1 protein-coding gene is annotated in these 1,043 nt (G+C 41.0%); it reads left to right on the forward strand.

Annotated elements, in window-relative coordinates:
- Window positions 1–201 precede the first annotated feature (201 nt).
- Window positions 202–1,043: IS30 family transposase (locus tag L654_RS0106395; RefSeq protein WP_225305724.1), on the forward strand; the 842-nt coding region annotated here is incomplete at its 3' end.

The raw sequence follows: 1,043 nt of genomic DNA on the forward strand, positions 1-1,043 counted from the left end.
GTCGATTAGCCATTAATATTACCTTACGGTAGACGTGGTTTATATTCTGCTGCTACCTAAATAAAAAAGCGAAGATGCCTTAAAGGCTCTTCGCTTTTTTGTTTAAAGTTATAAATAGAGTTTATAACTTTTTTATAAATCCTAGATTCAAATTGTAAGTGCATAACTTGTTTTGGCTAGATTAAGTGGTCAGTTGCTCATATGCTAACTGCTTTTTCTCCGGCAAGAGATTTTACAATGAGACATTACAAACAACTGACCTATGCGCAAAGATGCCAGATCGCCGTTCTAAAGAAAAGTGGTTTTACGCAACAAAGTATTGCTGAGCTAACTAATTTATCGCAATCTACAATTTCAAGAGAGCTTTCTAGAAATACAGGTAAGCGAGGTTACAGACACAAGCAAGCTCATGAGCGGGCTTTGTTTCGCCGAAGAAGTGTAAGAAAACCGCTTAAGATGACACCTGAAATGATGGCTTTAATTACCCAGAAGCTTAATGAGAAGTGGAGTCCTGAACAAATAACGGGATGGTTGCGCAAAGAAAGTGAACGGTCTGTCAGTCATGAATGCATTTATCTGTATATCTGGGAAGATAAAAAAGCAGGTGGTGAGTTATACCTACATCTGCGCCGACACGGTAAGAAATATCACAAGCGCAGTCATGGTAAAACAAACCGAGGGCAAATAAAAAATCGCGTTAGCATTGAAGAACGTCCACAAATAGTTGATGAGAAAGGTCGTATCGGAGATTGGGAAATAGATACCGTCATAGGTAAAGGTCATCGAGGCGCCCTTGTTACCATTGTAGAGCGGGTCACCCAATTCACTGTATCAACTCAGGTGGCAGGCAAAACAGCACAAGCCGTCACTGCGGCGACGATAGAACTATTAAGGCCATATAGGTCAGCGCTTCATAGCATCACGGCTGACAATGGAAAAGAGTTCGCTTATCACGATCAAATCACAGAGGCTTTAAGTGTTCCTGTTTATTTTGCTCACCCTTATCACTCATGGGAGCGCGGATTGAATGAAAACACGAATGG

The sequence above is a fragment of the Pseudoalteromonas sp. TAB23 genome (assembly GCF_000498075.1).
Taxonomy (GTDB): Bacteria; Pseudomonadota; Gammaproteobacteria; order Enterobacterales; family Alteromonadaceae; genus Pseudoalteromonas; species Pseudoalteromonas arctica.